This is a genomic window from Sedimentibacter sp. MB31-C6 (genome assembly GCF_035934735.1).
Lineage (GTDB): Bacteria > Bacillota > Clostridia > Tissierellales > Sedimentibacteraceae > Sedimentibacter.
This window is the reverse complement of sequence record NZ_CP142396.1, coordinates 652,198-677,432: the sequence shown is the minus strand read 5'-3', so window position 1 is coordinate 677,432 and position 25,235 is coordinate 652,198. Positions and strand designations below refer to the sequence as shown.

Sequence of the window (25,235 nt, the reverse complement as noted above, 5' to 3'; positions counted from 1 at the left end):
TATAAACAGATGATTAAGGAATTTCAAGGTGTATTTCCTGAAATAGATAAAAGAGCATATATAGCAGATGGAGCACAAGTAATTGGAGCAGTAACCTTAGAAGAATATTGTAGCATTTGGTACAATACTGTAATAAGAGGAGATGTTAACAGTATTAAAATAGGAAAGTATACAAATATTCAAGATAATTCAGTAGTTCATGTTGAAGGGGACAATCCTACAATAATTGGAGATTATGTTACTGTAGGACATGGAGCAATAATACATGGTTGCGTAATTGAAGATCACTGCTTAATTGGTATGGGTTCAGTTATATTGAATGGAGCTGTAATAGGTAGAGGCAGTATTATTGCTGCGGGAGCAGTAGTCAAAGAAAATGCAATAATTCCTCCATTTTCAATGGTAGTAGGTATACCTGGAAAAGTGATAAAGACTATTCCTGAAAAAATAGATAATATACATGCTCAAGCAGTTAAATATAAAACTTTATGGACTAAACAATATGGTATATTACCAAATGCAGGTGGAGAAATATATAATAATGAAGATATAATATAAAAATATTAAGACAATAAGGAAAAGACAAAAGAGGGAAAAATGAGCGTATCAATATCAAGGGCGATATTACATATTCTAGATACTAGTCTAGGAGTACCAGTATTATCAGAGAATCTCATGTCATTAGGTGAAGATATGAGAGAATATATAGAAAAGCATATATTAAAATGTTACAATGATGCAGATTTGAAAAAAACAAAATTTATAAATGAAGACGGTTTTTTTTATAAAAATATTAAAGAATATATAGATAAATTTGAGTTTAAAAAATTTACAAAAGAAATATCAGAATTTTTTTATAAATTAATATCAGAAAATCCAGATATAAAAACATGTGACCTTTTGTTTGTGCAAGCTAATGTTTATAATAAAGATTATATGATAATTATGAAATTAAATTATAAAAAAGGTTATATTCATTACACTAAAGAAGAAGAAGGGGCTAAAAATATTATAATTGAGCAACCTTGTTCATTACCTTCAGCAACTCAGAAAATAGATGAAGTTATCTTTGTAGATCTTAATAACTTTGAAGTTTTTGTTAAAGAGAAAAAGTGTCAGGTATATAATGAACCATGTTATTATATATCAAAATATCTACTTGGTTGTAAAGAAGAAAAATCAGACAAAGAAAAGGTTAAGATAATTACTGATACAACTGATAAAATAATTAAAGAATACTATGATGATGATATGATTATGAAAAGTCAGGTTAAAAATATTATCAGAGAAAATGTTGAGGAATCTTTAAATATTAATTTAGATCAAATATCAGAACAAGTTTTTAAAGACCAAAATATTAAAAAAACATATAATGAAGAAATTAGGACAAAAGGTATAAAGGAACCAGAAGTAAAAGTTAATTTTAACTATGCAAACAAAATCAAAACAAAGCAGAAAATAATTACAGATGAAGGTATAGAAATAAATATACCTTACGAAATGATAAGTGATACAGACAAAGTTGAATTTATAACAAATACAAATGGAACTATTTCAATTGTTTTGAAAAACATTGATAGTATTATAGATAAATGATGTAAACACAGATGATATTTTCATCTGTGTTTACATTTAAATAAATGTTATAAATTTTCCTATATTTGACTATTAGTTTATAGTGTAGTACAATGAAATTATGTCAATTTTGTAATGATTTTACATTTGAATGATATAAATATAAGCTGATATAATAACATAGGAGGTATGTAATGGGATTTGTAGGAGAATTAGTAAAACATGTTGTTTTTGGTGAAGGGAAAATAATCGAACATAATAATGATTTTATAAAAATTAGTTTTAATAATGATGATGTAAAGGATTTCATATATCCAGATGCTATTGGGGTATATTTAGAGCTGGAAAATAAAGATTTGTTAAAACAAGTTGAAGAAGATAAAAATACAAAAATAAAAATAGAAGAAGAAAAGAAATTAAAGGAAGAATTAAAAAAACAGCGTGAAATAGAAGAAAAGAAAATTGAAGAAAAAGACAATGTAAAGAAAACTAAAAAAGTGAAAACTGACTCTAATGTAGCATTTAAATGTAATTATTGCGACGGTGGTAGTAATAATGATAGCATTGGATATAAAGGTGTTTGTAGTGATGAGATAATTAATTATAATGTTAATAACATAAAACATATATGGTGTAGAGATCCTGATTGTGATTGTTACCAGTATCTACATAATGATATTTCTAGGGAATATCTTGAATCGAAATGTAAAAAGGCAAATGTTTGTTATGAAAGTCAAATGTTAGTAGATTGGCGTGCTTTTGCAGGGGTAAATCATAGTGGTGCCAACAAAGGAAAACCAAGAAAACTTAGAAATGTCTGCTCAAATAGCTTAGCGCTATTAACTACTAGATTGCCTAATGATAAAGAAAAAAACAGGTTTATTTTTGCTGCATTCTTAATTTTAGAAAACTATGAAGGTGATTATAAAGAAGAAGGGTATATAGCAGCAAATGAAAGATATAGGATAGAGTTATCTCTCGAAGAAGCTAAAAAACTAAAATTTTGGGATTATTATTTCAATCAAAAAAAACCTGAAAAAATAGTATTTGGTAGTGGACTATATAGATATATTTCAGATATTCAAGCAGCACAAATACTTAAAAAAATATGTGAAATTAAGAAAAATACTGCTGATGAAGAATTGGCTACAAAGTTTTTTGAACATTACTGCAATATTAAAAATTTAGATATTAAAGAAATACCTAATCCAAATGGACCGTTACAAAGAGTTGCATGTGCAGTTTAGTGTCATTGTCTTGGAGGGAATCATGTACAAAATTATGATAATAGAAGATGATTTTACAATTGCTAAAGCACTAAAAAATCATCTGCAATCATGGGATTATGAGGTTATTTATATAACAGATTTTAAAAATATTGTTGAGCAATTTTTACAACATGAACCTCATTTAATATTGCTAGACATTACTTTGCCTTATTTTAATGGATTTTATTGGTGTAGCGAAATTCGTAAACACTCTAAAGTTCCAATTATATTTATTTCTTCTGCATCAGATAATATGAATATAGTTATGGCTATTAATATGGGAGGAGATGATTTTGTAGCAAAACCTTTTGATATAAATGTTATTACTGCTAAGGTTCATGCGTTAGTAAGGAGAACATATTCTTTTCAAGGTATGGTAAATATAATAGAACATAAAAATGCTATATTAAATCTTAGTGATACTACGTTAACATATCAAGAACAAAAAATTGATTTATCAAAAAATGAATATAAAATAATGCAGATTTTATATGAAAATTTAGGCAAAGTAGTATATAGAGATGCAATAATGACAAGATTATGGGAAAGCGATAGTTATATTGATGATAATACATTGACTGTAAATATGACAAGACTTCGTAAGAAACTCGAAGAAATAGGATTAAGTAATTTTATTGAAACAAAAAAAGGTATGGGATATATCATAGAATAACTTAGAAAGGAAAAAATATGGATAATAACAATATCTATTATATATTGAAAGAATATATAAAAAAAAATATCATAAATATAGTTGGATATTGTTCATTCATATTAATTTTTTCTATAGTTTTTTATTTATATTCAATTAATCTTGATGCTATTCTTTATGGAACATTGTTATTTTTAACTATTGCAATAATTTTAATTAGTTATGATTTCTATATATTTTATAAGCAGCACATTAATTTAACTAAAATATTAGATAATGGTATTATAAGTATTACAAGCATACCGTTATCTATAAATTTATTGGAGAAGGATTATATAGAAATTATAAATCAATTATTAAATGATAAGGTGCAGTTGGAATCTAAAGCAAAAATAAAATATCAAGAAACTATTGATTATTATACAATGTGGGTTCATCAAATTAAAACACCTATTTCTGCAATGAGATTATTATTGCAGTCAGAAGAAAACTGTATAAACAAAAAATTAACTTTAGAACTTTTTAAAATAGAGCAATATGTGGAAATGGTTTTATGCTATTTGCGTTTAGAAGATATGTATTCAGATTTAAGGTTAGAATATATAAGCTTATCAAAGGTTATAAAACAGGCAATAAGGAAATATTCTACGATGTTTATTTATAAAAAAATGAAATTAGAATTTAACGAACCAGACTGTCAAGTTCTTAGTGATGAGAAATGGTTAGTATTTGCCATTGAACAAATTTTATCGAATGCTCTTAAATATACAAATGAAGGAACAATCTTTATATATATGGATAAAGAAAAAGAAAAAACATTAGTAATAGAAGATACAGGTATTGGTATACGACAGGAAGATATACCACGGGTATTTGAGAGGGGATTTACAGGATTTAATGGTAGACAAGATAAAAAATCTACAGGAATAGGTCTTTATTTATGTAAAAGCATTCTAACAAAATTATCTCATAGTATTAATATTACTTCTGAGATTTCAAAGGGAACTAAAGTTTATATTGATTTGTCCAGTATAGAATTAATGTTTGAATAATGGAAACCTTACAGAAATGTAAGGTAAAAAGTGGAAATGTAAGCTAAAGTTATGGCAAAGCATTTCTTTTTTATTTATACTAAATTAGAAAAAGAAATAAGGAAGGTTGGTCATAATGTCATTATTAGAGGTTAAGGATTTAAAGAAGATTTACACTACAAGATTTGGAGGAAATAATGTTCAAGCATTAAGAAATATAAGTTTTTCAGTAGAGCAAGGAGAATTTATTGCAATAATGGGTGAATCAGGTTCCGGCAAAACAACTTTGCTCAACATTTTAGCACATTTAGATAAACCTACTAGTGGTGATTTATATCTGAATGAAAAAAATCTGACATCTATAAAAGAAAGTGAAATAACAGCTTTTAGAAGAAATAATTTGGGATTTGTATTTCAGGACTTTAATTTATTAGATACATTTTCAATTAAAGATAATATATTATTGCCATTAGTTTTGTCTGGTAAAAAGTATGAAGAAATGAACACAAGGTTAATACCTATTGCCAGAAAACTTGGTATAGGCGATTTGTTAGTTAAATTTCCTTATGAAGTATCTGGCGGACAAAAACAAAGAGCAGCAATAGCTAGAGCATTAATAACGAATCCTCAGCTAATTTTAGCTGACGAACCAACAGGATCATTAGATTCGAAAGCTTCAGAGCAATTACTACAATTATTTACTAAAATTAATGAAGAAGGTCAAACGATTTTAATGGTAACTCATAGTATTAGAGCTGCTAGTAATGCAGGTAGGGTACTATTTATAAAAGATGGAGAAGTGTATCATCAATTATATAGAGGAAATTTGTCCAAAGAAGAAATGTTTCAAAAAATTTCAGATACTTTAACAGTTATAGCTACAGGAGGAATGAAATTTGAGTAATTTATTATATCCAAAACTTGCATTTACCAATATAAAGAATAATAAGAAAATATATTATCCATATATCTTGACCTGCATTTGTACAATTGTAATGTTTTATATTATGAAAGCAATGTCTATAAATGAGGGCCTTGATACTATGAGTGGTGGAAGTTCAGTAAAAGAAATATTAAATGTGGGGACTTATGTTATAGGTATATTTTCAATTATTTTTCTGTTTTATACGAATAGTTTTTTAATTAAAAGAAGGAAAAAAGAATTAGGGTTATATAATATTCTTGGTATGGATAAAAAGCATATAGCAAAAATGCTCTTTTTCGAAACATTTTTAACATTTGTAATTAGTACTATAATAGGTTTAGTAGGTGGATTAATTACAAGTAAATTAATGTTTTTAGTTTTACTAAAAATTCTTAAGTTCCCTGTTGTGTTAAAATTTTCGATTTCAATTCCTTCGCTGTTAATTACATTAATATTGTTTTTAGTTATTTTTATAGTGATTTTATTGTATAATTTGTTTCAAATTCATTTATCAAACCCAGTTGAACTTATGAGAGGTGGTGAATTAGGAGAAAAAGAACCTAAAACAAAGATTATACTAACTGTTATAGGTGTTATCACTATTGGGATTGGATATTATATAGCTATAACAACTGAATCACCGTTAAAAGCAATAAATTTATTTTTCATAGCTGTAATTTTAGTTATTATAGGAACATATTCTTTATTTACAGCAGGCAGTATAGCATTGCTTAAAATACTGAGAAAGAATAAAAATTATTATTACAAGACAAATCATTTTACAGCAGTTTCAGGTATGATTTACCGTATGAAACAAAATGCTGTGGGATTATCTAATATTTGTATTTTAAGTACTGCTGTATTAGTAATGATTTCTACAACAATATCATTATACTTAGGTGTTGAAGATGTTTTAAGTAATTTTATTCCGAAGGATGTATTAATTACTAGCTATAATTCAAGTAAAGAAGATGGAGAAATGATTAGCAAAATTGCAAAAGAAGAAGCTGTTAATAATAATTTGAAGGTAGAAGATTCTTTAGGATTTTATTATATTCAAACTAGTTATATAAAAGATGGAAGTGATTTTCAAATTATATATGATAACTCTTATTTTACTAATAATATGAAACATGTTTATACAATAACTGCTGAAGAATACAATAAATTAGAAAAAAAGTCAATTTCATTGGAAGAAAATGAAGTGTTAATTTATTCTCCTAATGATGAATTTGATTATAAGAATATTAATTTAGGTAGTCAAAAGTTTAAAATAAAGAATAAATTAAAAAAATTAAAAATCGGAGACTTTTTTAATAATACAATTAATGATGTTTACTATATAGTAGTATCAAGTGAAAATATAGCACAAAAATTATTTAATGAAGCAAATAATGAAATTGATATGAAGGGTTTAACATATTGTTTTGGCTATGATGTAGAGGGTAAGGATGAAGATTTAAGTACTACAATATATTCTATTAATGAAAGAACTGATGCTTTTGTTGAAAGTAGATATCAATATAAAGAAAAGTTTTATTATTTATATGGAGGAATGTTTTTTTTAGGTATATTTCTAGGAGCACTTTTTCTCATGGCAACAGTCTTGATAATTTATTATAAACAAATATCAGAAGGCTATGAAGACAAAGAGCGATATAATATTATGCAAAAAGTAGGTATGAGTTTAAAGGAAGTTAAAAAATCAATTCAAAGTCAAGTATTGCTAGTCTTTTTTTTACCAATAGTATTTGCTGTAATTCATATTGCTGCAGCATTTAAAATGATTACAAGATTATTGTCTTTATTCAATTTATACAATGTAAAGTTGTTTTTGAATTGTACTATTGTAACAGTTTTAATCTTTATATTATTTTACACTTTGGTATATATATTGACTGCAAGAGAATATTATAAAATAGTAAGATAATTTGAAAATAAAACGCCAAAGATTGTAAGTAGTGAATCTTTGGCGTTTGAAATATAATAATTAATTTTATTTATTTTCGTATACAAATTCTCCATTGACCATAGTTTTTTCAACTTTTATGTCTTTAATTTTATCTGTATCAATTGTAAATATATCCTTATCTAATACAATTAAATCTGCAACATATCCAGGAGTTAATCTTCCTTTAAAATTTTCTTTAAATTCATTAAAGGCACTTCCGATAGTATATGCGTCGATTACATCTGCAACTTCCATTTTTTCACTTGGATTAAACCCGCCTCTAGGATTACCGTCAATTCCTTGTCTGGTTACTGCACAATAAATATTAGGGAAGGGATTACAATCCTCCACTGGAGAATCTGTTCCAAAACTTATAGGAGCTTCCAATTTATATAAAGTATTAAAAGCATAAGATGTTTTTGCTAAATCTTTACCAATACGGGATTCCATTATTTTATTATCATAATCTAAGAAAATAGGTTGATACATTACAGGAATATGTAATTCAGCAATTCTTTTCAATTGTTCTATATTAGTTATTTGACAGTGAACAATTCCATGGCGTAAAGAATTTTGATTATTCTTCATAGTATTTGAATATGCATTTATTACACTTTCAACAGCACCATCTCCAATTGCATGAGTTATAACTCTAATGCCATTTTCGGTTGCTAAATTACACAAATCCTGAAGTTGTTTATCACTTAATGCTTCTACACCTTTGTTACCAGGATCATCTACATAATCTTTTAACATTAAAGCAGTTCTTGCTCCTAAAGAACCGTCTTTAAATAATTTTAATGTACCTTTTGACAAAAATTTTTCATCATATGTTCCTGTTTTAAATTCTGTTTCAATATATTTTTTAAAATCATTAATATTTTGAAAATTATATTGAATACCATATCTTAATTTAACTTTTTTATTATTGTAAATATTTTTAATAATCCTAAGCATATTAATAAAATCTTTATTTGCGATATCACATGATTGTACGGAAGTTATTCCAACACTTAGTGCATAATTAGCAGCTTTTAAAAATTCATTTTCTTTTTCATTATCATTCTTTTTTGGTAAAACAGATTGTATTAAGTGAATAGCATTTTCATTGAATATACCATTTGGTTTTCCATCACTTCCTATTTCAATTACACCACCATCAACAACAGTGGTTTCATTGATACCAAGGATTTCTATTGCTTTAGTATTTCCTACTGATACATGTCCACATACTCTTTCGAATACAATTGGAATTTCAGTAGTTATTCTATCTAAGTCATGTCGATTTAACATACGTTTTTCACCAGTAGTGAAATAATCCTGATTCCATCCTCGACCATTTAAGGCTCTTATTTCTTTGTTTTGTTCTAAGAAAATTCTACCTAATAGAATTATTTCATTTATTGATTTTGCTGATGTCAAATTACAAGATGTCATTGCATCACCAACAGATGCTAAATGCATGTGACTATCATTAAAACCAGGTAAAACAGTTTTTCTTTGTAAGTCTATTATGTTGTCAGCCTTGTTTTTAAGAATATTTTCATTTGTGCCAATTTCCTGAATGATACCATTTTCAATAAATATCGCTTCTTGAAAATGGTTTTTTTTTACATAGATTTTTCCATTTTTTAAAATTGTTTTCATATATACCTCCCTAAATAGTTTTTGTATGTATATTTTTTCTACTAAAATATAAGTAAAATAAAATGCCAAAAAGCGGAACAATTAAACCAATAATGGAAGTCAAAGGATCCTCGAATAAAGTGTTTAGCATGAGTCCAATAAATATAAGAGAAGTTATACTTACTGTTATTGGATATCCTATTACCTTGTATGGCCTTTTTAAATCAGGAAATTTTTTTCTGTATATTAAAACTGCTAAAATACCTAAAGTATTGAATAACATGCCTGAAAAAACAACTAAAGAAGTTAATTGATTTAAGTTTCTCAGTAAAACCAAAATTATAGATATTATACATTGTGCTATTAATGCAGATGACGGTACTTTATATGTAGGATGTAGATTTTTAAAACTCTTAAAGAAGTGACCTTGCTCACTCATTGAATAATACATTCTCGGAAAAGCAAGAATACATCCATTTAAAGCTCCAAACATAGATATTACCATACCTATAACAACTAACATACTGCCTGATTTGCCCAATAATTTTTCTGCTGCAAAAGTTCCTAAATAAAATTCATTATTAGCCAATAGACTTTGAATTTCATCAAAAGGTATAACTCTGTAAATGGAATAATTGAATAATGTGTAAAGTACTGTTATTGAAGTAATAGAAATTATAATAGCTAGAGGTAAATTCCTATTAGGATTTTTAACTTCCTCAGCAACAGTATTTAAATTAGTCCATCCTTCGTATGCCCATAAACTTGCAACTACAGCAAAGGCCACCATGCTAATAATAGAACTGAAACTAATATCTCCTGTTTTTGGTGATAAGCTTAAATCAGGTGAGACTTGTCCAAACATAAGTCCTAAAATCATTATAATTCCAATAGGAATTATCTTTGCTATCATAGATATGTTTTGTAGACTAGATCCAAATTTAACACCAAAATAGTTTACAGCTGTTAATCCAATTATTAAAGATATTGCAATTACTTTAATGGTCAATTCTCCCATAGGAAAAATAAAAGTTAATGCACTTGGTAAAGCTATAGCCAAGGCCGCTATTGAACCTGGACCACCAATTAGCCAACTAGTAAAACCACATAGAAATCCAATCATTGGTGAATAAGCCTTACTTAAATAAACAGTCAATCCTCCTGCCTTTGTATCTGAGGCACCTAATTCAGCAAAGCAAATACCACCAAGTAAGGAAATTACACCTCCAATTATCCAACTTAGCAAAGCTAAGCCAAGACTCATTCCAGACCTCATTAATACATAGGAACCAAGATAAAATATACCTGACCCTACCATTATACCACCAATTATACTAACTCCTCCAAATAAACTTATTTCTTTTTTGAAACCAGAATTAGTCGTATTTATCGTATTATTTAAACTATTAATCATATTTTATGCTCCTTTATTATTTTCTGTTTCGACAAGTATAGATGAAAAATCATTATATTATACTGTCATAAATATCTTTTTGGTATTTCAAATTTAAAAATAGGCAAAATAAAAACATCTAACAGGCTTGTCAGATGCTATTTGCGTAGCAAAGCTAAGACAATCCTCTCTCCTTTCTGGCTCAGTGTGAGATAGCACAACATCATAATATTGAGCATATACTATGATGACAGTCCTGCACCTATTCGATACAGACCCAGCATCAGATTTTGGTATCTGAAACTTCGGCGATAGTTCCTTTCTCTATATGTCATTGGTTTCCGACCTCGATATAGCTACTTATAACAACCGCGCCTCTACCCCACCCGATAGGATGAGGATTTTTTATGAAATTTTTAAATTTCACCTATAGTAACATGAGAAATTTATCTTGTCAACAGTCTTTTTTTAAAATTGAATAAAATATTAAAACATGATAAAATAATAGATAACAAGATTTGGAGATAAAATATATGAATATTAGTGCAATAGTAATGGCTTCTGGTTTATCAAAAAGAATGAAGACAAACAAACTTAATTTGGAAATTAATAGTAAGAAAATTTATGAATATATATTAGAAACTATTAAAAAATATGATTTTCATGAAATCATAATTGTTTCTAAAGATGAAAATATTTTGAAAAAATCTGAAAACTTAGGTTTTTATGGAGTGAGAAATAAAAAGTATTATTTAGGACAAAGTGAATCTATAAAAGCAGGAATTAATGCTACTGAGAATACTGATGGATTTATGTTTTTTGTTGCTGATCAGCCTTTTATTAAATTGACAACCATTCAAAAACTATGTAAAGAATTTTATAAAAACCCCAATAATATTATTATGCCTTATTATAATGGAACAAGAGGAAATCCTGTAATATTTCCATTTGCTTTAAAAGATAAGTTAATGAGTCTTGAAAATGATGATGGTGGAAAAGTTGTTATAAATAATAACCAAGATTTAGTTATTAGAGTTGATATTATAACGAAATATGAAAATATAGACATTGATACTATAGAAGATTATGAAAAAGTTAAAAATATGAAAATGTAGGGTATGCATTGCATGCGTCCCCTACGGCAGCTTTCATATATTGTTTCGGATTGTTGATAAACCATTTCATGCTAGTCTGGAATAACAATATTCAAAAAATTACTTTACAATGTAGGGTATGCATTGCATGCATACCGCGGGACGCATGCAATGCGTCCCCTACAACATGTGTTGGTTCAAAATGAAACATTATTATATATCTAAATTAATATTTTCTAAATCATATTCATTTATATTATTTTTAACATCTATTTTTTCTGCTGAAACTGCATTGTTATTAATAACAATTGTACCTGTAGATTTTTTAAATAATGATACAGGCCCATTAATACAGCCTCCTTTACATGCCATACCCTCTATAAAGTTTCCGTCTAACTTTCCAATTTGTGCTAAACGCAGAGCTTTTTCACATTCATCTAAACCATTACAAATTACTGGTTTTAGTTCTACATTTAAATTTTGTTCATTTATGGAATTTTTAATAGCTTCTGTAACTCCACCTGAACGAGGGAAAATTCTCGCATAATATGTTGCATCGTCTAAAGGAGAATCTTCACATTCTAAAGGATTTATATCATAGGCATCTAAAAATGCTTGGAGTTCTTCAAAACTCATAGCATATTGAATATCATTTTTTAGATTTTCTTGAGTAATTTCGCTCTTTTTAGCTACACAAGGTCCAATAAATATGATTTTTGCACTAGGGTCAGTATTTTTTATTAATCTAGCAGTTGCTATCATTGGAGATACTGATGTTGATATATTATCTGTAAAGCTAGGATATTTTAGCTTAATATATGATACAAATGCTGGACAACATGATGAAGTAATGAATTTTTTATGATTAAGTTCTTCTTCTAAAATTTTAGCTTCATAATTTGCAACTATATCTGCACCTAAAGCTGCCTCTACAACATCATAAAATCCAAGCTTTTTTATTGCTGTAACAATCTTCTCAATGTTAACTCCAGGAATTTGAGCTGAAATAGCAGGAGCTACTATAGCATATACTTTATAGTTAGTATTAAGTTTTGATTTATTAATTAATTCCATAATCTCCAAAATATGAGACTTGTCCGTAATTGCTCCAAAAGGGCATCTAGAAACACAAGCGCCACAATTTATACAATTATCATAATCAATAATTGATTTTTTTGTGTTTGCATCATAAACTAAGGCTCCTGTTTTGCAGGAAGATCTACATGGTCTTTTAACATCTGATATTGCTTCAAAAAGACATGCTTTGCTACATTTTCCACATTCTATGCATTTTTCCTGATTTATATGGGCTCTTTGGTTTATTAATTCTATAGCACCTGTAGGACAATTTTCAATGCAATGATGTGCCAAACATCCCCTGCAGGCTTCTGTTACTGAAAATCGATATAATGGACATTCATCGCATGCTATGTCAATTACATTAACAACATTATCATTTAATTCATAAATAACATTTTTTATTCTATCTGATATAATTGCTCTTTCTTTATATATACAACACCTTGTTTGTGCATTAGGTCCTGGTATTATTTTGTTGGGAATGCTAAATATGTCTTTATTTAGGCTATTCTTTTTTTTCGAACGAATAATTTCTTTCATTACTTTATACTTAATGTACTGGGCGTGATTATCAAACTTTTTACTCATAAATATATACGTATCCTTTCTTATATAGCTTGTCTTCCTGTAGCTTTATTATAATATTATAAAATATAATGTCAACAGGATGTTAAAAAATTAACTATATGTAAATTGCAAATGTTATCAATGAAATTAAAGAATAAAATTACAGTTAAAAGCAAACTTAAAAAGTAAAATATATTGTAAGTATTACAAGATTAATGTATTATAAGTTTATATTTATTGAAAACTTTAAAAGGAGAAACTAAATTAAAAATAAATGATTAATATAAATTATGATTTAAAAACTATAAATGATAAAAGAAATATAATAAAGGTGAAGTTGTTTGAAACATCTAGAATAAAGTCAGATAACTTTACTAACATATCAAATTATGATTTAAATATATTGTTTAAACTTTATGATGAAATTTTCTTAGAATCATGGTTTCATCATAATTTTAAAGGTAAAATTAAATTTACATTATCAAGGCAACTAACTCGCTCTGCAGGAAATACAAGAACTAAAAAAAATATAGCTATAAGCAAACCTGAAGATATTGAATTTGAAATTAAAATTTCTTTAAATCATTTAACAGATTTTGATAAAGTAGACAGATATAAGTATGTTGGAGGTATAGTAGTAAAAAACAAATTGGACAGTCTTATGCTGATATTTGAACATGAACTTTGTCATGTTATTGAATTTTTAATTTATAAAAAGTCAAGTTGTAGAAAAAAACCCTTCAAAAATTTAATATATGGTTTGTTTGGACAAACTGAATCAACTCATAAATTAGTAAGTGCTACAGAAATTAATATCCAAAAATATGGTTATAAGCCTGGTGATAAAGTAGACTTCGAATATGAAGGAAAAGTATTAAGAGGTATTATAACTAGAATAAATAAAAGAGCAACTGTAATGTCTCTTGATATTAATGGTAATTATGTAGATTCATTAGGTAATCATTATATGAAGTACTATATTCCTTTAAATTATTTATCAAAAAAAGCAGAATTCTAGGATTTGTTTAAAAAGTGTTTAAAAAGTGTTTATAATGACGTTTTTTATTTTTATAATAAATTTAATTGTTAAAACTTTATTAAACTATAAAAACAACATCGCGAGTATATAATTGATTTAAATAAAAAAGGAGGAAGATTCATGGAAAAAAATTTAAAAAAACCATCATTTAGTATTTCACTATTAATAGTAGCATTTTTATTTGTAATAATTATTGCTCAGGTTGTAGTGGCTGGTAGTCCTGACATTCATTTGACCCTTGTATTTTCAATTGCATTTGCTGTATTGTTACTTATGGCAACGGGTACTACTTGGTCAGCCGTAGAAGATGGAATTATGCATGGATGTAAAATTGCAACGATTCCAATGTTAATTCTTATGTTTATTGGTATGCTTATCCCAGCACTTATTGCATCAGGAACTATTCCAGCACTTATATACTATGGATTGAAAATAATTAATCCTTCAGTGTTCCTGTTTACTGCAGCTTTAATATGTGGTGTATCTTCAGTTTGTACTGGTAGTAGTTATACTACTGGAGGAACTTTTGGTGTTGCATTTATGGGTATAAGTATAGGACTTGGAATACCTCCAGCATTAACAGCAGGTGCTGTTATATCAGGAGCTGTTATAGGAGATAAAATATCACCTTTATCAGATTCTACAAATTTAGCCGCAGGTGTTACAGAAACAAATTTATTTGCACATATTAAGAGTATGTTCTTTACTACTGTTCCTGCATTTATAATTTCACTAGTATTATATTTAATACTTGGTATGAAATATAATGCATCTTCAATTGATACAACTGCAGTAGATGCAATTTTAGGTGGAATTTCTCAGAACTTTAATGTTTCTTTTGGATACACAATGATTAGTTTAATTCCATTAGCAGCTATAGTAATAATGGCTGTTAAAAAAGTAAGCGCTCTTGCAGCTATGGTTATTGCGTCTATTATAGCTATGATTCTTGCAATGATTACTCAAGGTTATAATATTTTAGAGATGATGTCATTTATGAACTATGGTTTTGTAATAGATACTGGAGTTGCAGAAGTTGATAAACTTCTAAACAGAGGTGGTATTCAGGCAATGATGTGGACTGTTTCTTTAGGATACTTAGGATTATCTTATGGTGGTATTTTAGAAAAAACAGGAACCTTGACATCATTATTAGACAAGATGGCAGCTTTAACAAAAAGTGCAAAAAATCTTATCATCACTCATATTTTCTCATCAATTTTTGTTAACTTAATTTCTGCTAGTCAATATGTTTCAATAATAATTCCTGGTAGAATGTTCTTACCTGCTTATAAAAAACTTGGAATAAGAAGTGATGTAGCTTCAAGAACTTGTGAAGATTCTGGAACAGTAACATCTCCATTAGTTCCATGGGGATTGTGTGGAGTATTTTTCACAGGAACTTTAGGAGTAAATACTCTTGAATATCTTCCGTTTGCATTTTTATGCTATTTAACTCCAATTGTCGCAATAATTTATGCATTAACAGGAAAATTCATTTGGAAGGAAGACGTTGCAAAGGACGTTGTTGATAATGCTTCAAAATAAAAACAATCATCAATCATCATCAGTTTATGAAGGAAATGGTATATCAAATGTATAAAATTGAAAAAGATCAAACAACGAAGTTATTAATGGATTTAGTATCCATTGAAAGTCCATATTTTGAAGAAGAAAAAATTATGGATTTTGTGTACAAGTGGTTTCAAGATAATAATATAGAAGCTGCTGTTCATGAATATCATGAATCAAAAGTTACAGGTTTTAAAGGAAAGAATATTATTGTAAAAATAGAAGGTAAAGAAGATGGTCCTGTAATATGTTTGAATGGTCATTTAGATACAGTTAAGTTATGTAATGGATGGACTGTAAATCCTAAGGGAGAAATAAAAGACGACAAACTTTATGGAGTTGGAGCTCTAGACATGAAATCTGGATGTGCAGCAACAATGATTGCATTAAAAGCCTTTGTTGAAAACCATAAAGACTTTAAAGGTAAAATCATCTCTACATATGTATCTGTAGAAGAAGGTCCTTATGGAATGGGAACTAATGCTCTCATAGAGGAAGGTTACTTAAAAGATGTAGACTTTTCAATTATAACTGAACCTAGTGCAGGCTTTTCTGGTAATCAATTTCCAGACGTTTGCCTTGGTGCTCGAGGGGGATATGGCTTAGAAATTGAGTTCTTTGGAGTATCTTCTCATGCAGCAACTCCAGAAATAGGAGTAAATGCAGCAGAAGCTGCAGCGAAGGTAGTAGGTGAGTTGAAAAACGTAGAATATATTGAAGACCCACATCTTGGCAAGGGTACTGCATGTGTTGTAGCACTAGAAAGTGACGGTGGAGCCTGTAGTGTACCAGATTACGCAAAAGTACGATTATTCTGGCATATCGTTGTTGGCGAAAGTGAAAAGACAATTACAGATGAAATTGAAAAAGCTATAAAAAGAGCAAATATAGATTGTGAATATAAGATTAATTTTAGAGAAGCACCTTCTGAGGGCTCAAAAGGATTTATGCCTTATACAATAACTGGAGAAGAGCCTATGTCCAAAGACTTTATAGAAACAATTGAAGAAGTATGTGAAACTAAGCCTAGTATTTCATATTTTCAAAGTATTGGAGATTTTAATTATTTAGGTTCAAGATTAGGAGCACCTGCAATTATATTTGGTGCTAGTGGTGGAAATTTTCATGGAAGTGATGAATATGCAGAATTAGATTCAGTTGTAAAAATTGCTGAAGTTGTTTATTCATTCCTTGAAAAGGTGTTATGCTCATAATTTCTCAAAATTAAATATTTAACTAAAAGGGAGGTCTAATAATGACTTTCCTTTTTATAAATTGGTGCATAGATGAAAAAAAGAATAATATGGAGGATAGTATGAAATTTGACACATTACTTGTTAATGGAAAAATATATACAATGGAAGAGGAAGGTAAAAATGTAGAGGCTATAGGTATTAAGGATGGTATTATTAAGTTTGTAGGAACTAATAAAGAAGCAAAAAATTATGAAAGTAGTGAAGTAGTAGATTTAAAAGGTAAAACGGTAGTACCAGGATTAGCAGATTCACATATGCATATGTATGCATATTGTCAAAATCAAACTTCTGTTAATTTGGAATCGGCACGTAGTATAGAACAAATGATTGAGTTAATAAGTAAAAAAGCAAGTGAAACGCCTAAAGGAAATTGGATTAAGGGTGTCAATTTTGATCAAAGTAAGTTTAAAGAGAACCGTTTTCCAACAAGATATGATTTAGATAAAATAAGTAGTGAACATCCTATTGTTATAAGGAGATGTTGTCTTCATGCGATAGTTGCAAATTCCAAGGCACTGGAAATTGCGGGAATTGGGAAAGGATACGATGGAGGAACAGGTGGAATTGTAGAATTTGATTCTGATGGAGAGCCAAATGGTATACTTAGGGAGCAATGTACTAAAATATTTGATGAAATAATTCCTGATCCTTTATCTGATGAAAAGGAAAAGCAAAAAATTATGTTACAGGTATTTGCTGACATGGCTTCAAAAGGAGTTACTACAATTCATACTTATGCAGCAAAGATTTGGAGATACAATGAAGATATTAAACTATATAAATCATTTGAAGAAGAAGGTAAACTTCCTGTCAGGGTAACTGTTTGCTTAGATGAACTATTTGATAAGGAGAATCTAACTCAACAACAAAAGGATGATCCCTATAGATTAGTTCAATATGGTTCTTATAAACTATTTACTGATGGGTCATTAGGATCTAGATCAGCTGCTCTTAAGGAACCATATTGCGATGATGAAGGAAATTGTGGATTTATTATATGTACTCAGGAAGAATTGAATAAAAGAGTTTTAGATGGATATGAAAGGGGACTTCAGCCTGCAATACATGCTATAGGAGATGCTGCAATGGATATGACATTAACAGCTATTGAATATACTTTATTAGAAACAAGAAAAAGAGGTATGTTAGAAGAAGAGCAAAAGCAACGACTTCCTTTCCGTATTATACATGCACAAATGGTTGATAGTGATTTATTAGAACGCATGAAGAAACTTCCGATTATTCTAGATATACAGCCTATTTTTTTATGTACTGATTTACACTGGATTGAAGATAGAATAGGACAAGAAAGGACTAAAAAATCTTATTGTTGGAAAACATTGATGAATGAAGGTTTGATACAAACTGGAGGGTCCGATTGTCCAGTGGAATACTTTGATCCAATGAAAGGAATTTATGCTGCTGTATCAAGAAAGGACATGGATGGATATCCTGAAGGAGGTTTTTCACCTAAAGAAAAACTATCGATATTTGAAGCCTTTTCCTTATTTACAAAGAATGTTCATGTTGCAACTGGTCAAGAAAATAAATTGGGTACATTAGAAATTGGTAAATTTGCAGATATGGTCGTTGTTGATAGAAATCCCTTTGAATCTAAGGAAGAAGAATTGTTAAATGTTAATGTTTTAATGACAATTGTTGCAGGAAAACGAGTATATATGGTATAATCAGATAAAAATAGTATGGTATGATAATCAATGAACTGGTTTTATATAAATTAGATTAATATTTCGGAGGAAATTTGATGCACGCGGATATTCTAATAAAAAATGGAAAATGCATGACTATGGAAGGAAGAGAAATTAAGGACTGGATTGCCATTGAACAAAGTAGAATTATTGCAACGGGAGTTGGTTTAGAATATGAGTCCCTTGTAGGAAATAATACAATTATATTTGACGTTAATGGAAATACCGTGTTGCCAGGGTTCATTGATAGTCATTTCCATGTTGTTCAGACTGCACTTAATTCTGTGAGTCTTGATTTGAGTGGAGTAAAGACCCATGAGGAGTTAGGCCAACAAATAAAAGAAGCTTCTAAATCCTTTGCAGGAAGCTATATTCGTGGAATACGACTTAATGAAGGACAATTTAAGGAAAAAAAATTCCCCGACAGAACATTGTTGGACAAGTATTGTAACGATATACCGGTTTTGCTTAATTCCTATGAATATCAGGTAAGCATGCTTAATACCTATGCTATGTTATATTTTAAAATACCATTTACAGCAGAAGGTATAGAGATGGATGAAAAGCAGATGCCTACAGGTATTTTTAGAAAACATGCAAATGCAATTCTACGTACTAATATATTAAAAAATATTGCTGATATTGGTAGAAAAAAGGCTATATCAGATATTATGGCTACCCTTTTAATGAATGGTATTACTACCGTAAATGCCATGGAAGGCGGATTTATGTACAGCGATAAGGATGCTGAGTTCTTATATGAACATGGTAAAGAATTCCCGATAGATATGGTGCTTTTTTATCAAACTATGGATATTGAGAAAATAATTTCAATGGGATTAAAAAGAGTAGGCGGATGCCTTTATGTCGATGGTACATTAGGAGCCAGAACTGCAGCCCTTTCTTTTGAATATGCAGATTATCCAGGTACTATGGGTAGCCTCCTGTTAACTCAACAGGAAATAAATGACTTTGTTTTAAAATGTTATAAAAATAATCTTCAATTAGCTTTATATACCATTGGTGATAGAGCTATCGAATTAGCACTTAATGCCCATGAATATGCACTTTATCAAACAGGTATAACTGGACTTCGTCATAGGCTTGAGCATGCGGAATTAGCTAATGAAAAACAAATCAAGAGAGCAAAAGAGCTAGGAATCATATTTTCCATGCAACCAACTTATGAGACCTATTGGGGTGGACAAGGAAAAATGTATGAACAGAGGTTGGGAGATAATTATGTACGTAGTAATCCTTTTAAAGAAATTATTGACAAAGGTGTAATTATTTGTGGTGGTTCAGACAGCGATATTACTGAGCCGAGGCCACTCTTGGGGATTCACTCAGCTGTAAACCATCCAGTTGAAGAGCATAGAGTTGATATTTATGAAGCGTTGAAAATGTTTACTTGTAATGGAGCATACGGTATTTTTGAAGAAAATGAAAAGGGCTCCTTAACTGCTGGGAAATTAGCTGATATAGTAATTTTGGACAAGGATATTATTTCAGTGCCATTAGATCAAATAGAGAATATAAAGGTAAATGTAACTATAAAATCAGGTGAAATTCTTTTTAACAAACTTGGATAAGGATAGGACATGGATATGTTGAATATTTATTTTTTGGGCAAATCAAAAATTGAATATCAAGGTAAGGGAATTGAGGACCAATTAGGAAATAAAGCGATAGCTTTAATATGCCTTCTTGTGCTTAATGAAAAACGATATTTAAGTAGAGATAAAATCGTTGGTTATCTATGGCCTGACAGTAATATTGAAGCTGCAAGATATAATTTAAGATATAACTTATGGCTTATAAAGAAAAATATTGGCGAGGATGAAAAAGGTCATCCATTCCTTCGCGTAGATAATGATTGTTGTTCTATAAATAGGGATTATGAATTTAAATGTGATATTTATGATATAATGAAATTCAAACCAAATCAAAAGGACTCTATAGATAGTATTATAAAACTTAAACAGTTATTCAGAGGGGATTTATTAGAGGGCTGTTATTTTAACAAATGTGATGAGTTTAATGATCTTATTATTTTTGAAAGGATAAATTTTGAACAACGTAAGGTTAAAATATTAAAGCGTTTAGTAGAACTTTATGAAAAGGATGATAATTATAATGATAGTCTAGAAATTATAAATGAAGTTCTTGAAATTGAACCTTATGATGAGGATATGGTGTTGAAGATACTAGATATATATGTCAAGTGCGGAAAGAGGGTTTCAGCAATAACATATTACAATAACTTTAGTAATTTGTTGGCAGGAAGTTTAGGTATATCTCCTTCTAATAAACTTAGAGACAAATATAATGAAATAAGATTAACACTATCAGATAGTCATCCTAATAGAGAAACTGATGATTATGATAAGATGCACTCAAAATCTTCATTTAATAATAAGAATTATCCTGCTTTAAAAATTGTTTCTGATTGTATGAAAAATGTAGAATATTTTTGGATTTCTGATGTAATTGGAAAATTAGTTGCGGTAATTGATGGGGAGTACATTAACCAATTAAGTGAGAAAGAATTATTGGATTTGGGATATATACAAAGTGATATTTTAAGTTACTGTAGTGAAAAAGAAAACCTTGTCTACGAGTATAAAAGAGAAGTTATGAGTGTATGTATAATTAATGCCTTTATAAAATTACTAAACAACATTTGTCAAAACCAGAATTTAACGATTATAATTTTAAATAGTTCCGATATGGATGAAGTTTCAGCCAATGTGCTTAAATATCTTAGAAGAACGCAAATTGAAGGATTAAACATTGTTGAAGAAAGTATATAAAATAATTATAAGTGGTTTATACTTGCCATAACTTTGCTATATGTTATAATAACTTATAAAGATAAGAAAAATGTCGCACATTAATAAGTTATCTATTAATTTGTTCAGTGTGTATTAAATATATTATTAATAAAGAAAGAGGTAAAAAATGAAAGTTGTTGCATTTAATGGTAGTCCCAGAAATGATGGAAACACATATGAAGCTATAAAAATAGTAACAAATGAATTAGAAAGCCAGGGAATTGAAGTTGAAATAATTCAAGTTGGAAATAAGAAAATCAACGGTTGTACTGCATGTAATGCATGTTTTAAAAATCGTAATGAAAGATGCATAATAGATGATGAAGTAAATGAATGGATTCAAAAAATGAAAGAATCAGATGGTATTATTTTAGGCTCTCCAGTTCATTTTTCTGCAATAAGTGCAACAATGAAGGCATTTTTAGATAGAGCCTTTTATGTTGCTGATGCAAATAAGTCGTTGTTCAGACATAAAGTTGGAGCATCGGTTGTGGCTGTAAGACGTTCAGGTGGAGTTCCTACATACAATCAGTTAAATAATTATATACAGTATACAGAAATGTTAATGCCAAGTTCTAATTATTGGAACGTAATTTATGGTTTAAAACCAGGTCAGGTTATAGAAGATGAAGAAGGTGTTCAAATAATGAGAGTTCTTGGTAAAAATATGGCTTGGCTTATGAAATTAATTGAATTTGGAAAAGACAAAATAGAAGAGCCAGAATTTGAAAAAAAGAGATATACAAATTTTATTAAATAAAATCATATATTGCAAGGTGAAATTAAAGAAAAATTAAAAAGAAAAAATATAAAATAATATTAAATGCAGAGGGTATGCAACATAAAATAAAATTTGCAAAAATCTATTTTGAGGACCAAGGTCTCCATTATATAAATATAAAAGCAACAAAGATAATAGAGAAAACTGTTGAATTGTTACTGATAAGAAATTTGTTAAAAACATTATTATAGCTACTCTAATAAATCTTTGTGATTTTGGGTAACTTTTAGTATAGTAAAAAGCTAAAATATAAATAATACCTATTATGTTATAATCAACAGATAAAATTAAGGATAAAATACTAGCCATAATGATAATGATTGTATTATTAAGTTTGTATTTTGCTTGTTTATTGTCTAAGAAATACACCATAATTAAACCAATTAAAAGTGTGAAGAAAACATTCTGATGAACAAAATCAATCTTATTGTAAAAGGCTAAATCAAAGGGTACCTCAGAAATTAAAGCAAAGATAAGTAATCTTATTGCATACTTCTTTACATTGCTAGTGTGAAAATAACCTTCTACTAATAAAAAACAATATATTGGAAAGGCTATTCTACCAATAATTCTAAATAAATAAATATTATTTTGGAATATTGCTCCATAATGATCTGTTATCATTGTAAAAAGCGCTATCATTTTTAAAGTAAGTATACTCATCAATTTCTCCAATTCAAATAAAATTTAGATAGATGGTTCACTGTAGGGGACGCATTGTATGCGTCCCGCGGTATGCATGCAATGCATACCCTACCATAAAAATTTATTTATTTTTAATATTTGATGAATTTTGATCCTGGAACTCCACAAATACTGCATTTGTCAGGAACAGATTTTTCTATATTTCCACATACAGGGCATAGGTAATAGAATACTTCTTCTGTTTCATCAATATTTTCTATTGCTTCCTTATAAAGCTTTGCGTGAACTTTTTCAGCTTCCATAGCAAGTTTAAATGTGTTTATAGCTGGCTTGTTACCTTCAGATTCAGCTGCTTTAATGAATTCTGGGTACATACTTTCAAATTCATAAGTTTCACCTGCAACTGCATCTTTCAAATTATCTTCGGTTGTTTTAATTTTACCTGCAACTTCTAAATGCTTTTGTGCATGTAAAGCTTCTGCATCTGAAGCAGCTTTGAAAAGCTTAGCCGCATTAGTTTTTCCTTCCTTTTCTGCCTTCTTAGCATAAGCTAAATATTTTCTATTAGCTTGAGATTCTCCAGCAAATCCATCCATAAGATTTTTGAGTGTTTTTTGATTTTCCATTTTAAATCCTCCATTTTTTTAAATTTATTTATTTTTGTAATACTTATTATTAACTATCTATAATTTGCAATTCGGGCAAATACCTTTGAAATAGACGTTCTTGTCATTAATTGCAAAGTTCTTTAAATCATTGGTTTCAAAAGCGTTAATGTCTATATTGAAATCATATATTTTTTTGCAAGATTCGCATTTGAAATGTCCATGGTCATCGATTCTTATATCATATCGAGTTTCATGGTCTTCTATATTTATAATTCTTACTAATCCTGCTTCTGTCAATGAGTTTAATGTATTGTATACTGTAGTTTTTGACAATGTAGGAACTTCCATGTGTAGATTGTTATAAATTTGATCTACTGTAGGATGACATTGATTTAAAGTAAGGTATTCTAATACTTTTAATCTTTGATGTGAAAGACGAATTTTTTTTCTTTTTAGTTCTTTTAATAAATCTTCCAAATTAATTTTCATAATACATCCTTCCTACAAATGTTTTTTTAACTATTTTATAAGTATTGTTACTTTGTAATGATTACAATATAATAATACTACCAAAAATACAAATTGTCAAGTATAATTTTAAAAAATATATGCGTCCCCGACAGAATAAAATATTCTTTGCATATGTAGGGTATGCATTGTATGCATACCGCGGGACCCGGAAATGCGTCCCCGACAGTATAATTTATCTTTTGTTTTAGTTGTAAAATTATTCTGTATGAAGTATTATTAAATAATACACAATATTAGATTTGTAAATTGGAGGAAATTTCATGTTAAATATAGGATGTCACTTATCAATATCAAAAGGTTATGAATCAATGGGCAAAGATGCTATTAAAATAGGAGCCAATACATTTCAGTTTTTTACTCGTAATCCAAGAGGTAGCAAAGCAAAAGCTATAGATGTTGATGATGTAGAAAAATTAAAAATAATATTAAAAGAAAATAAATTCGCACCAGTTATAGGTCATGCACCCTATACGCTGAACATATGCTCTGCTGATGAAAGAACAAGGGAATTCGCTTTAGAAGTTATGGAAGATGATTTAAAAAGAATGGAATACTTGCCGAATAATCTATATAATTTTCATCCTGGTAGTCATGTTAAACAAGGTGTTGATATAGGTATACAATATATAATAGAAGCTTTAAATAAGATACTTAAACCAGAACAAACTACTTTAGTGTTACTTGAAACAATGTCTGGTAAGGGAACTGAGGTAGGGCGTACATTTGAAGAACTTAAACAAATTTTAGATGGTGTTACTTTAAGCGATAAAATGGGTGTTTGTCTTGATACATGCCATGTTTATGATGCTGGATATGATATAGTAAATGATTTGGATGGAGTGTTAAATGAATTCGATAAAATAATTGGTCTTAATAAGCTATATGCAATTCATTTGAATGACAGCAAAAATCCTTTTAATAGTCATAAGGACCGTCATGAAAATATTGGAAAAGGCTATATAGGAAATGAAGCTATATTTAAAATTATAAATCATCCACTACTGTATAAACTACCTTTCTTTTTGGAAACTCCAAATGATTTATCAGGTCATGAAGAAGAAATAAAGTTATTACGTGAATCATATCAGAATTAAAGTT

General features: G+C 28.7%; 22 protein-coding genes and 1 riboswitch. Of the genes, 16 read left to right on the top strand and 6 right to left on the bottom strand.

What is annotated here, in order from left to right; genetic code table 11:
• The first annotated feature begins 9 nt into the window (after nt 1-9).
• The 7 genes from U8307_RS03360 to U8307_RS03330 all read left to right on the top strand — a co-directional run bounded on the left by U8307_RS03360 (nt 10) and on the right by U8307_RS03330 (nt 7,381).
• Nucleotides 10-558: a gamma carbonic anhydrase family protein gene (locus U8307_RS03360; RefSeq protein ID WP_326910224.1), complete on the top strand. Its 549-nt coding sequence runs from the start codon at nt 10-12 to the stop codon at nt 556-558.
• A gap of 39 nt (nt 559-597) precedes the next feature.
• Complete coding sequence (locus U8307_RS03355) at nt 598-1,596, top strand: nucleoid-associated protein (RefSeq protein ID WP_326910222.1); 999 nt, start codon at nt 598-600, stop codon at nt 1,594-1,596.
• 173 nt (nt 1,597-1,769) lie between these two features.
• Entirely contained in the window at nt 1,770-2,822 is a 1,053-nt protein-coding gene (locus tag U8307_RS03350) for a hypothetical protein (protein WP_326910220.1), read from the top strand.
• Between the two features lie 22 nt (nt 2,823-2,844).
• Nucleotides 2,845-3,516, top strand: coding sequence for a response regulator transcription factor (locus U8307_RS03345; RefSeq protein ID WP_326910218.1), 672 nt, complete (start codon nt 2,845-2,847; stop codon nt 3,514-3,516).
• A gap of 17 nt (nt 3,517-3,533) precedes the next feature.
• Nucleotides 3,534-4,547 (top strand): sensor histidine kinase, encoded by a 1,014-nt coding sequence (locus tag U8307_RS03340; protein ID WP_326910216.1) that lies wholly within the window; start codon nt 3,534-3,536, stop codon nt 4,545-4,547.
• 115 nt (nt 4,548-4,662) lie between these two features.
• Entirely contained in the window at nt 4,663-5,430 is a 768-nt protein-coding gene (locus U8307_RS03335; protein WP_326910214.1) for an ABC transporter ATP-binding protein, read from the top strand.
• Nucleotides 5,423-7,381, top strand: coding sequence for an ABC transporter permease (locus tag U8307_RS03330; protein WP_326910212.1), 1,959 nt, complete (start codon nt 5,423-5,425; stop codon nt 7,379-7,381). The genes U8307_RS03335 and U8307_RS03330 overlap by 8 nt, the downstream gene beginning before the upstream one ends.
• A 66-nt stretch (nt 7,382-7,447) precedes the next feature.
• Here U8307_RS03330 and U8307_RS03325 read toward each other — a convergent pair whose 3' ends face one another.
• Together U8307_RS03325 and U8307_RS03320 are read right to left on the bottom strand one after the other, a co-directional pair.
• A complete protein-coding gene (locus tag U8307_RS03325; RefSeq protein WP_326910210.1) occupies nt 7,448-9,049 on the bottom strand; it encodes an amidohydrolase in 1,602 nt (533 codons plus the stop codon).
• A gap of 10 nt (nt 9,050-9,059) precedes the next feature.
• Complete coding sequence (locus tag U8307_RS03320) at nt 9,060-10,442, bottom strand: APC family permease (RefSeq protein ID WP_326910208.1); 1,383 nt, start codon at nt 10,440-10,442, stop codon at nt 9,060-9,062.
• Between the two features lie 184 nt (nt 10,443-10,626).
• A riboswitch (Lysine riboswitch) is annotated at nt 10,627-10,809 on the bottom strand.
• A gap of 145 nt (nt 10,810-10,954) precedes the next feature.
• On the opposite strand from U8307_RS03320, the gene U8307_RS03315 reads away from it, so the two are divergent.
• The gene (locus U8307_RS03315; RefSeq protein WP_326910206.1) at nt 10,955-11,536 is read left to right on the top strand and encodes a nucleotidyltransferase family protein; all 582 of its coding nucleotides are present in this window, start codon (nt 10,955-10,957) and stop codon (nt 11,534-11,536) included.
• Between the two features lie 192 nt (nt 11,537-11,728).
• Here the strand turns inward: U8307_RS03315 and U8307_RS03310 are convergent, their stop codons facing one another.
• Nucleotides 11,729-13,183 carry a 4Fe-4S dicluster domain-containing protein gene (locus U8307_RS03310; protein WP_326910203.1) on the bottom strand — a complete coding sequence of 485 codons (1,455 nt, stop codon included), beginning with the start codon at nt 13,181-13,183 and terminating at the stop codon, nt 11,729-11,731.
• Between the two features lie 253 nt (nt 13,184-13,436).
• Here U8307_RS03310 and U8307_RS03305 point away from each other — a divergent pair, with 253 nt between their 5' ends.
• The 7 genes from U8307_RS03305 (at nt 13,437) to U8307_RS03275 (ending at nt 22,332) form a co-directional block, all read left to right on the top strand.
• Nucleotides 13,437-14,180: a hypothetical protein gene (locus U8307_RS03305; RefSeq protein WP_326910201.1), complete on the top strand. Its 744-nt coding sequence runs from the start codon at nt 13,437-13,439 to the stop codon at nt 14,178-14,180.
• Between the two features lie 141 nt (nt 14,181-14,321).
• Nucleotides 14,322-15,749: a Na+/H+ antiporter NhaC gene (gene nhaC, locus U8307_RS03300; RefSeq protein ID WP_326910199.1), complete on the top strand. Its 1,428-nt coding sequence runs from the start codon at nt 14,322-14,324 to the stop codon at nt 15,747-15,749.
• Nucleotides 15,750-15,796: 47 nt separating this feature from the next.
• A complete protein-coding gene (locus tag U8307_RS03295; RefSeq protein WP_326910197.1) occupies nt 15,797-16,987 on the top strand; it encodes a M20 family metallopeptidase in 1,191 nt (396 codons plus the stop codon).
• 101 nt (nt 16,988-17,088) lie between these two features.
• Nucleotides 17,089-18,717: an amidohydrolase gene (locus U8307_RS03290; protein ID WP_326910195.1), complete on the top strand. Its 1,629-nt coding sequence runs from the start codon at nt 17,089-17,091 to the stop codon at nt 18,715-18,717.
• A gap of 77 nt (nt 18,718-18,794) precedes the next feature.
• Nucleotides 18,795-20,330: an amidohydrolase gene (locus U8307_RS03285; RefSeq protein ID WP_326911528.1), complete on the top strand. Its 1,536-nt coding sequence runs from the start codon at nt 18,795-18,797 to the stop codon at nt 20,328-20,330.
• 9 nt (nt 20,331-20,339) lie between these two features.
• Complete coding sequence (locus tag U8307_RS03280) at nt 20,340-21,551, top strand: AfsR/SARP family transcriptional regulator (protein WP_326910193.1); 1,212 nt, start codon at nt 20,340-20,342, stop codon at nt 21,549-21,551.
• Between the two features lie 148 nt (nt 21,552-21,699).
• A complete protein-coding gene (locus U8307_RS03275; RefSeq protein ID WP_326910191.1) occupies nt 21,700-22,332 on the top strand; it encodes a flavodoxin family protein in 633 nt (210 codons plus the stop codon).
• 33 nt (nt 22,333-22,365) lie between these two features.
• Here the strand turns inward: U8307_RS03275 and U8307_RS03270 are convergent, their stop codons facing one another.
• From U8307_RS03270 to U8307_RS03260, 3 genes are all read right to left on the bottom strand, one after another.
• Nucleotides 22,366-23,016: a TraX family protein gene (locus U8307_RS03270; protein WP_326910189.1), complete on the bottom strand. Its 651-nt coding sequence runs from the start codon at nt 23,014-23,016 to the stop codon at nt 22,366-22,368.
• 113 nt (nt 23,017-23,129) lie between these two features.
• A complete protein-coding gene (locus tag U8307_RS03265; RefSeq protein WP_326910187.1) occupies nt 23,130-23,624 on the bottom strand; it encodes a rubrerythrin family protein in 495 nt (164 codons plus the stop codon).
• A 57-nt stretch (nt 23,625-23,681) separates the two neighbouring features.
• Nucleotides 23,682-24,095 (bottom strand): Fur family transcriptional regulator, encoded by a 414-nt coding sequence (locus U8307_RS03260; protein ID WP_326910186.1) that lies wholly within the window; start codon nt 24,093-24,095, stop codon nt 23,682-23,684.
• Nucleotides 24,096-24,397: 302 nt separating this feature from the next.
• Between U8307_RS03260 and U8307_RS03255 the strand changes: the two genes are divergently transcribed.
• Nucleotides 24,398-25,231 carry a deoxyribonuclease IV gene (locus tag U8307_RS03255; protein WP_326910184.1) on the top strand — a complete coding sequence of 278 codons (834 nt, stop codon included), beginning with the start codon at nt 24,398-24,400 and terminating at the stop codon, nt 25,229-25,231.
• The last annotated feature ends 4 nt before the right edge of the window (nt 25,232-25,235 follow it).

What these genes read in the sequence shown, in the direction of transcription:
- U8307_RS03360 (WP_326910224.1), top strand. Translation starts at nt 10, where the DNA reads ATGATTAAGGAATTTCAAGGTGTATTTCCTGAAATAGATAAAAGAGCA.
- U8307_RS03305 (WP_326910201.1), top strand. Translation starts at nt 13,437, where the DNA reads ATGATTAATATAAATTATGATTTAAAAACTATAAATGATAAAAGAAAT.
- U8307_RS03270 (WP_326910189.1), bottom strand. Translation starts at nt 23,016, where the DNA reads ATGAGTATACTTACTTTAAAAATGATAGCGCTTTTTACAATGATAACA.
- U8307_RS03340 (WP_326910216.1), top strand. Translation starts at nt 3,534, where the DNA reads ATGGATAATAACAATATCTATTATATATTGAAAGAATATATAAAAAAA.
- U8307_RS03285 (WP_326911528.1), top strand. Translation starts at nt 18,795, where the DNA reads ATGCACGCGGATATTCTAATAAAAAATGGAAAATGCATGACTATGGAA.
- U8307_RS03290 (WP_326910195.1), top strand. Translation starts at nt 17,089, where the DNA reads ATGAAATTTGACACATTACTTGTTAATGGAAAAATATATACAATGGAA.
- U8307_RS03355 (WP_326910222.1), top strand. Translation starts at nt 598, where the DNA reads ATGAGCGTATCAATATCAAGGGCGATATTACATATTCTAGATACTAGT.
- U8307_RS03255 (WP_326910184.1), top strand. Translation starts at nt 24,398, where the DNA reads ATGTTAAATATAGGATGTCACTTATCAATATCAAAAGGTTATGAATCA.
- U8307_RS03280 (WP_326910193.1), top strand. Translation starts at nt 20,340, where the DNA reads ATGGATATGTTGAATATTTATTTTTTGGGCAAATCAAAAATTGAATAT.
- U8307_RS03350 (WP_326910220.1), top strand. Translation starts at nt 1,770, where the DNA reads ATGGGATTTGTAGGAGAATTAGTAAAACATGTTGTTTTTGGTGAAGGG.
- U8307_RS03320 (WP_326910208.1), bottom strand. Translation starts at nt 10,442, where the DNA reads ATGATTAATAGTTTAAATAATACGATAAATACGACTAATTCTGGTTTC.
- U8307_RS03265 (WP_326910187.1), bottom strand. Translation starts at nt 23,624, where the DNA reads ATGGAAAATCAAAAAACACTCAAAAATCTTATGGATGGATTTGCTGGA.
- U8307_RS03295 (WP_326910197.1), top strand. Translation starts at nt 15,797, where the DNA reads ATGTATAAAATTGAAAAAGATCAAACAACGAAGTTATTAATGGATTTA.
- U8307_RS03315 (WP_326910206.1), top strand. Translation starts at nt 10,955, where the DNA reads ATGAATATTAGTGCAATAGTAATGGCTTCTGGTTTATCAAAAAGAATG.
- U8307_RS03335 (WP_326910214.1), top strand. Translation starts at nt 4,663, where the DNA reads ATGTCATTATTAGAGGTTAAGGATTTAAAGAAGATTTACACTACAAGA.
- U8307_RS03260 (WP_326910186.1), bottom strand. Translation starts at nt 24,095, where the DNA reads ATGAAAATTAATTTGGAAGATTTATTAAAAGAACTAAAAAGAAAAAAA.
- U8307_RS03345 (WP_326910218.1), top strand. Translation starts at nt 2,845, where the DNA reads ATGTACAAAATTATGATAATAGAAGATGATTTTACAATTGCTAAAGCA.
- U8307_RS03275 (WP_326910191.1), top strand. Translation starts at nt 21,700, where the DNA reads ATGAAAGTTGTTGCATTTAATGGTAGTCCCAGAAATGATGGAAACACA.
- U8307_RS03310 (WP_326910203.1), bottom strand. Translation starts at nt 13,183, where the DNA reads ATGAGTAAAAAGTTTGATAATCACGCCCAGTACATTAAGTATAAAGTA.
- U8307_RS03325 (WP_326910210.1), bottom strand. Translation starts at nt 9,049, where the DNA reads ATGAAAACAATTTTAAAAAATGGAAAAATCTATGTAAAAAAAAACCAT.
- nhaC (WP_326910199.1), top strand. Translation starts at nt 14,322, where the DNA reads ATGGAAAAAAATTTAAAAAAACCATCATTTAGTATTTCACTATTAATA.